Here is an 8,531-nt window from a genome sequence, read left to right on the forward strand (position 1 = left end):
CGCCTGTACGCCTACATCAGCGCGCACCCGGGCGTGCGCTTCGTCACGCTGGACGAAATGGCCGACGACTTTGCGCGCCGCGAACCGGCGCCGGGGACTTGACGCCAGGCCCGGTCCATGTGCGCGCTATGTGGCGTTCTGGGTGGCGCGGCCGATTGGAGCCGCCCGCAGTCCGGGATCGGGCGCGAGCGGCCCGCACGCGCCGAGCGGGCGCGCATGGTTGCGCTGCTCGACCGCATCGCGCGCACCCGCAGCGTGCGCATCAGCGACTGGCAGGGCTGCGCGTACCTGGTCAGCGGCGCCACCGGCGGGCAGGAGCTGGCCGAATCGCTCGCGCAGGTCTGGTTCGCGCTCGATCGACGCAGCGGCGCCGCCATCGACCCGCTCGCGCCGCAGTGGCTGGACCCGCCGCCCGCGCCTGACGGAGGCGGCTGATGGACCACCGGCTGCCGGTGAACGTGCTCACGGGGTTTCTCGGCTCGGGCAAGACGAGCTTGCTGAACCGGCTGCTGCGCGACCCGGCGTTCGCCAACAGCGCGGTGCTGATCAACGAGTTTGGCGCCGTCGGCATAGACCACCACCTGGTCGAAGCGGTCGATGGCGACCTGGTGCTGCTGGCCTCGGGCTGCGTCTGCTGCACGATCCGCGGCGACCTGCGCGCGGCGCTGCAGCGCCTGCTCGGGCGCGCGGCGACGGCGCCATTCACCCGGCTGCTGATAGAGACCACCGGGCTGGCCGACCCGACGCCGGTGCTCGCCACCGTGATGCACGACCCGGTGCTGCGCCAGCACTTGCGCGCCGCGAACGTGCTCACCACGGTGGACGCCGTGCACGCCCAGGGGCAGCTCCAGCGCCATGCGCAAGGCCGCAAGCAGGTGGCCGTCGCGGACCGGCTGATCGTGACCAAGTCGGAGCTCGTCCGCCCCGGGCAGCTGCAATCCCTGCTCCACACCCTCGCGCAGCTGAACCCGGCGGCGCTGGTCTGCCGGGCCACAGCGCAGGCCCTGGACGTGCAGGCGCTGCTCGGCCAGGACATGTTTCAGGAAACCGGCAAGAGCGAGGAACTCGGGCGCTGGCTCGACGCCGCGCGGCAGCGCCGCTACGCGCCGCTGCCGCATGGCGGCGCGCAGGGCGCAATCGCCTCCTTTCTGCTGGAGCCGGGAAACCACGTTGACTGGTTGGCGTTCAGCCTGTGGCTGTCGCTGCTGCTGCATCGCCATGGCGAGCGCGTGCTGCGCGTCAAGGGCCTGCTCCACGTCGATGGCGCGGCAACGCCGGTGGCCATCCACGGCGTGCAGCAGCTGATGCACCCGCCGCAGCACCTGGACCGCTGGCCCGAGGGGCTGCGTGCATCCTGCGTGGTGTTCATCGTGCAAGGCCTTGCGCCCGAACAGGTGCAGGCCTCGTGGCGTGGTTTTCAGCGCTACCTGACGGCGTGATCCCACGTGGCGTGGTGCTTGCTATTTGACCGGGTACCCTGCCGCCGCCGCTGCATGGTCCCTGCCACCGGCCCTGGAGACTCCCATGCCGCGATCCGCCGCCCAGACGACACGCGCCGCGCGCGCTGACCCGCAGGCACCCGCCGTACATACCGGGGGCAGACCGTGTCTGCGCGTGCTGGGCACCGAAATCACCCTGCTCGAGAGCGTGCGCGAGCGCGCCGAGGCCGACCTCGGGATCCGCATCCACTTCGAGCGACTCGACTTTCTCGCCGCGCAGCAGCGCGCTGCCACGCAGACCGAGAGCTACGACGTCTACGACCAGTGCTTCCACAGCCTGGACATCGTCTGGTTCTGGCATGCAATCCAGCCCATAGACCTGCGGCGCATCGCGCTCTGGGCGGAGGTCAGCGACCTGACGAAGATCGGTCGCATCACCCCCGGCGCGCCGCTCGGTTGTGGCGACGCCCCGGTGCGCAAGCTCTACGTGCAAGCCGACGCGACGCTGGGCGCTGCGCAGTCGGAGCGGATCGCGATGCTGCCCGCGGTGCACAACATGGACGCCTTCGCCGTGACCCCGCAGATACGGGCGCTGATGGGCGACGAGATCGGCTGGGGCTGTCTGCTCGACGCCCGCCTGAGCGGCCGCATCGCGCTGGTGGATGAGCCGGCGATCGGGGTCTTCGACGCCGCGCTGGCGGCCCGGTCCAGCGGCGAATTCGAGCCGCGCGACATGGGCAATCTGAGCCTGCGCGAAATCGACCAGCTCATCGGCATCCTGCTCGAACGCAAACGCCGCGGCCACTTCGGCGGATTCTGGAAGACCGCTGCCGACTCGGTGCGCCTGATGCAAGGCGGCATCGTCGGCGGGCAAAGCATCTGGGCCTCGGCGCTGACCGCGCTGGCCGCCGAAGGCGTTCCGGTGATCGAGGTGGTGCCGCGCGAGGGCTACCGCGCCTGGCACGGCGGGATGTGCCTGTCGCGGCAGCTCAAGGGCCGCATGCTCGGCGTGGCCTACGACTATCTGAACTGGTGGCTCTCGGGCTGGCCCGGCGCGGTGATGGCGCGCCAGGGCTGCTACATGGCGGCGCCGGGCAGGGTGCGCGACTGGCTCGCGCCCGCGGAGTGGGACTACTGGTACGAGGGCAGGCCCGCCGCCTGCGACCTGCGCGGCCCCGATGGCCGCGTCGTCGTGCGCGCCGGCGCACTGCGCTCCGGTGGCTCGTACGCGCGCAAGGCGAGCCGGATCGCAGTCTGGAACACCACCATGGACGAACACAACTATCTGGCACGGCGCTGGAGGGACTTCATCGGCGAAGCCATCCCCGCCGGGGCCACCGGACCGCGCTGAGCATGCGCGCACGGGGTCGCCAGCGGACGCCCCGAATCCGGTACCTGGCAGCGCAGTTCCCGCCCCGGACCATTGCTGTCCGCGCAATGGCTGCGTTAATCCCGGAACTTTTATTGCGCTTTTAATCGCGCTTCTTGTAGCACGTGTAATAGCGATTGTAATTGCACTTGTCATTGCACTTGTCATTCTATTCGCACGGGATGGCAGCCCCGTGCGCGCTTCCCGCGCGCGCTGTAATGCAACGAATTGGCCACTGGACCGGAACAAAATGGCGGGGATTTTGTTACATGCTATTTTTTACGTTATAACGGAATTATTCATCGAAGGAATCTCCCATGGGCCAGTACTCCCACTCCACGTACGTAAGCAGCGTCGTCATTCTCATCAGCGACACCTATCTGACCGCCGGGGAAACCATGACGGTGACCTTCATGTTCAACGAACCGCCGTGGTGGGGTCCGTTCGCCAGATTCAGACTCACCCACGGGACCGACAAGGGTGTCCCTATGGATACACCCCATGGCGCTTTGTCCGGCATGAAAAGGGACTCCGACGACACCAAGATCTACACCGTCACATTCACACCGAGTGAGAACACAGGCAAGGCCGTCGGCCGCATCACCCTGGACCTGAACGACATCTTGTATCAGTACGGCACGCGGCCCTGCGGGACCTTCCAGTCCGTGGAGTACACCGTGGACACCCGGTCACCCGACCCGGTCTCCAACCCCCATCTCAACCACGTCAGCATCCGCCTCAGCGACAACGTTGTGAGCAGCCGTGATGAGACCATGACGGTCACTTTCGAGTTCAACGAAGAGCCGTGGTGGCACAGTTTCTCGATCAGCGACGTGAGGGTGTCCCATGGCACGCTGTCCGACTTGACCCAGAACTCCGACAACCACAAGATCTACACCGCCACATTCACACCGACTGAGCACAAGAACCGGGTCGTGGGCCGGATCTCGCTGGACCTGGCCAATCTCAGGGATTCGACGGACGCGGGGAATGATGGCACCGGGGTGTTCGAGTCCGCAGAGTACATCGTGGACAGCATGCCACCGGCGAACGTCACGAACGTCTTCATCCGCCTCAGCGAGGACTATCTGACCGGCGAGGAGATAACGGTCACTTTCGAGTTCGACGAAGGACCGTGGAGCGGGAGTTTCACCCTCACCGATCTGGTGGCGCCCAATGGCGTCTTGTCCAACCTGGTCGTGAACCCGGACAACGACAAGATCTACACCGCCACGTTCACACCGAATGCGAACACGAACCGGTCCGTCGGCCGCATCACCCTGAACCTGATGCATGTCTCGGACGGGCGAAACACGTATGACGAAGGCCATCCGGGCACCGGCGTGCGCCAGTCCATGGAATACACCGTGGACACCATGCCGCGCAACGCGCCGAGCAACCCCGCCCTGAATCGCGTGAGCATCCGCCTGAGCGACACGCTGCTGACCCTGGACCAGGGCATGACCGTGACCTTCGAGTTCAACGGATGGGCGTTGGAGTCGAGTTTCACCGTCAGCGACATCGTGGTGCCCCTTGGCATCTTGCATGACTTGGTCAGGGAGCCGGACAACGCCAAGATCTACACCGTCAAGTTCACGCCGCACAACAAAACGAGCAAGGCCGTAGGCCAGATCACGCTGGACCTGTCCAAGCTCCAGGACAGCGACGGCAATGCGGGCACCGGGGTGTACCAGTCCGCCGAGTTCACCGTGGACAACTTGCCGCCCGCCCGATTCCGCACCGTCAGCATCCGCCTCAGCGACAGCCACCTGACCCCGGGCGAGACCGCGACGGTGACCTTCGAGTTCGACGAAGGGCCGGTGCAGGACAGCTTCACCCTCCCCGACGTGGTGGCGCCGCATGGCCGCTTGTCCAACCTGGTCAGGGCCGCCGACAACGCCCGGATCTACACCGCCACGTTCACCCCGGATGCGAATGTGCACGGGGCCCGCGGCCGCATCACGCTGGACCTGGCGGGCCTCATGGACGAGGCCCGCAACTCGGCCACCGGGGTGTACCAGTCCAGCGAGTACACGATAGAGAACGCTGCGTCCAGCAGCAGCGGGAGCGCCAGGCTGAATCGCGTCGACATCCGCCTGAGCGACTCCTACCTGATCCGGGGCGAGGCCGTGAGGGTGACTTTCGCGTTCAACGTCCCGCTGCCGGATGAGGACTTCATCCGGCACGTGGTCTCGCCCCTGGGCGATCTGTTCGTCCGGGGATGGGACGATACCGAAAGGGTCTGCACCGCCATATTCACCCCGAACGTCACCATGGGCAAGGGCGTGGGCCGCATTTCCCTGGACCTGTCCAAGGTCAAGGATGAGGACGGCAATCCGGGCGCCGGGATGTACCAGTCCGCCGAGTACACCGTGGATACCGTGCGGCCCCAGATCGACCGCATCACGGTCGCCAACACCCACCTGAGTGCCGGCGAAACCGCCACCGTCACCTTTGCTTTCTCCAAGGAAGTCAGCGAAACCAGCCTCAGGGCGGCCTTGGACCTCTCGAATGCCCCGGGCATCCTGGACGCGCCCGTGAGCGCCGACGGCGGCAAAACCTGGACCTCCCTCCTCACGCCCCCGTCCGACACGCGCAACGCCAGCGGCGTGATCCGCGTGAACACCAACAGCCTGCGCGACCCGCATGGCAACGCGGGCCTGGGCGACCCGGTCTCCAGCAACACCTACACCCTGGACACCGTGCGGCCCACGTTGGCCAGGACCGGCCACAGCATCGACGACAACCAACTGGGCATGGGCCATACCGTCCACGCCACCATCAAATTCAGCGAGCCCGTGAAGGGCTTTGACGCCTCCGACGTGATCCTGGCCCCCGGCAGCGGCAGCGTGGGCCAAGTGTCCACCGCCTGGCAGCCCGGGTCCGACGGCAGCAGCGACACCTGGGAGGTGGAGCTCCATGCCCCCGGCGCCGGCGTCACATCGGCGTACAACCCGATCAGCGTGAACCTCGCGGGCGTCAACACCCGCACGGGCAGCGCGGGTTTTCACACCCTGCCCACGGGCCTGAGCTACAGCGTGGACACCGTCCGGCCCACGCTGCTCGGCACGCGCATCAGCTACGGCGCGGGCGAGACCGACACCGTTCTCAAATTCCGCGAAAGCGCGCTGGTCAGCTTCACCTTCTCCGAACCGGTGACGGACTTTGGCCTGAACGACGTGCTGCTGGTGAATGGTCTGCGCGATGGCATGCTGTCGCACTTCACGTCCACCGGCGACGGCAGCGTCTGGACCGCGAACCTGAGCGCGCCGACGCGCAACATCACCTCGTCGAACAACACCTTTCGCGTGAACATGCGCGGCGTGAACGACCGGGCGGGCAACGCGGGCGAGGGGGTGGTTGCCACCGGCGTCAGCTACGACATCGACACCGTCGCCGGGCGCCCCGGCCTGCGCATCACGCTCGCCGACAGCACGCTCACCGTGGGCGAGAGCACCACCGTGACTTTTCACTTCAACGAGGCCGTCACCGGTTTTGACGCGAACGACATCGTGCTCACGAGCGGCAACGGCACGCTGAGCAATCTGGCCGTCGGTGCGGACGGCAAGACCTGGACCGCCACCCTCACGCCCACGGCCAACACCCAGGCCGCGAACAACACCATCCGCGTGGACCTGGCAGGCGTGCGCAACGCCGCGGGCACGGCCGGGGTCGGCAACGTGAGCAGCGCCAACTACGCCGTGGACACCGTGCAACCCATGCTGCGCAGTCTGCTCATCGCGGACCGCCGCCTGGCCGCGAACGAGGAAACCACCATCACCATCACCTTCTCCAAGGCACTGGATCCAGGCAACTTCACGCTGGCGGATTTGGCGATCATCGATCCCCTGACCCAGCAGGAACAGTCGGCCGGCCTGCGGGGAACGCTGTCCAACCTGCGCACCACGGACGGCGGAACCACGTGGCAGGCCACGCTCAAGTCGCCGTCCGCCGACAACACGGCCGGCAACCTCATCGTGCTCAAGCTGCGCGACATGACCGATCTCGTGGGCAACGTGGTCGGCGGGGGCAACGTGAGCGGCGACACGGCGGGGAGGAACTACATCGCCTACGACCAAGCCTATGCCAACGACAGCATCCGGCCCCGGGTGGAGCGGATCAGCGTCACCCACGGGTCCGGTGAGGCGGACAACCGCGTCCTCAGAGCCGGCGAAATCCTCACCCTCAGCATCGTCTTCACCGAACCGGTGACGGGCCTTGACCTCGACGACATCAGCCTCTCCGCCGGCGCCTCCGGTGGCACGCTGTCGAACCTGAACTCCGCCGACGGCGGCACCACCTGGACCGCGACCATCACCGCCCCGGCGTTCCGGACCACCGTGTCCGACGTCCGGCTGACCGTCAGGCTGGGGGCACAGGGAGTCAGCGACCTCGCGGGCAACACGTCCGCCGAGGGAGAGGCCAACACCGACGTCGGGAACCGCTACAGCGTCGACACCACCAACCGCGCGGTCCCGCCCACCGCGACCATCACGCTCGCCGACAACCACCTCATAGTCGGCGAAATCACCACCGTGACCTTTGCCTTCAGCGATCGCGTCAACGACTTCACGGCAGACGACGTCATTCTCAGCAACGCCCACGGCACGCTGGGCGCGCTCACGGCGAACGCCGACGGCAAGACCTGGACGGCGACCTTCAGGCCCGCAGCCAACGTGAACAGCACCGCGAGCACCATCGGCGTGAACCTCGCCGGCGTGACCGACACCGGGGCCGCCGCGGGTGTCGGCCAGGCCAGCAGCGCCAGCTACAGCATCCACACCGTGCGCCCCGGCGCCACGATCACGCTCGACAGCACCAGCCTCACGATGCGCCAGAGCACCACGGTCCGCTTCGCCTTCAGCGAGGCGGTCACGGGCTTCAGCGCGGAGGACGTCGTGCTCAGCGACGCCCACGGCACGCTGGGCCCGCTCACCGCGGATGCCGACGGCAGGACCTGGACGGCGACCTTCACGCCCGCGGCGAACACCGCGAGCACCAGCAACACCATCCGCGTGAACCTCGCGGGCGTGCGCAACGCCGTGGGCAACGCGGGCGAAGGCGACGCCAGCAGCGCGAGCTACACCATCGACACCACGGCCGTACGCCCCACCGCGACCATCACGCTGGCCGACAGCCACCTCACGGCCGGCGAAACCACCACCGTCACCTTTGTCTTCAACAGTCAAGTGAATGGCTTCACGGCAGACGACATCGTGCTCAGCGACGCCAACGGCACGCTGGGCCCGCTCACGGGGAATTCACTCAACACGATCTGGACGGCGACCTTCACGCCCACGGCCCACGTGCAGGACGCGAGCAACACCATTCGCGTGAACCTGGCCGGCGTGACCAACCGCGCAAACCGGACAGGCGTCGGCAGCGCCAGCAGCGCCAACTACCAGATAGACACCGTCGAGCCCACGCTCCCCTACGCCAGCATCACGCTGGCGAACACCGAGCTCAGGGCCGGAGAAACGACGACCGTCAGCTTCCGTTTCAACCAGCCCGTCACCGGCTTCGACGCCAGCGACGTCGTGCTCAGCGACGCCAACGGCACACTGAGCGCGCCCACGGCGAACGCCGAGCGCACGGTCTGGACAGCGACCTTCACGCCCACGGCCAACGTCAACGACGCGGCGAATACCATCCGCGTGAACCTCGCAGGCGTGACTGGCGCCGCAGGCAACGCCGGGGTGGGCACAGTCAGCAGCGCCAACTAC

At 67.3% G+C, this 8,531-nt stretch carries 4 protein-coding genes; all 4 read left to right on the plus strand.

The features are described 5' to 3' along the window. The first annotated feature begins 117 nt into the window (after positions 1-117). Positions 118-435 (plus strand): hypothetical protein, encoded by a 318-nt coding sequence (locus tag VTU_RS0114130; protein ID WP_010105213.1) that lies wholly within the window; start codon positions 118-120, stop codon positions 433-435. After that, the gene (locus tag VTU_RS0114135) at positions 435-1,439 is read left to right on the plus strand and encodes a CobW family GTP-binding protein (protein ID WP_010105215.1); all 1,005 of its coding nucleotides are present in this window, start codon (positions 435-437) and stop codon (positions 1,437-1,439) included. Before VTU_RS0114130 ends, VTU_RS0114135 begins: the two co-directional genes overlap by 1 nt. An 85-nt stretch (positions 1,440-1,524) precedes the next feature. Beyond that, positions 1,525-2,790, plus strand: coding sequence for an ABC transporter substrate-binding protein (locus VTU_RS27345; protein ID WP_050809512.1), 1,266 nt, complete (start codon positions 1,525-1,527; stop codon positions 2,788-2,790). Between the two features lie 335 nt (positions 2,791-3,125). Further along, positions 3,126-8,531 (plus strand): Ig-like domain-containing protein (locus VTU_RS0114145; protein WP_010105219.1); only part of this gene is annotated, 5,406 nt, incomplete at its 3' end.

This window comes from Verminephrobacter aporrectodeae subsp. tuberculatae At4 (assembly GCF_000193225.1).
GTDB lineage: Bacteria > Pseudomonadota > Gammaproteobacteria > Burkholderiales > Burkholderiaceae_C > Acidovorax > Acidovorax aporrectodeae.

Bases quoted from the DNA above. Each gene is read 5' to 3' on its own strand.
- VTU_RS27345 (WP_050809512.1), top strand. From the start codon at position 1,525: ATGCCGCGATCCGCCGCCCAGACGACACGCGCCGCGCGCGCTGACCCG.
- VTU_RS0114130 (WP_010105213.1), top strand. From the start codon at position 118: ATGTGCGCGCTATGTGGCGTTCTGGGTGGCGCGGCCGATTGGAGCCGC.
- VTU_RS0114135 (WP_010105215.1), top strand. From the start codon at position 435: ATGGACCACCGGCTGCCGGTGAACGTGCTCACGGGGTTTCTCGGCTCG.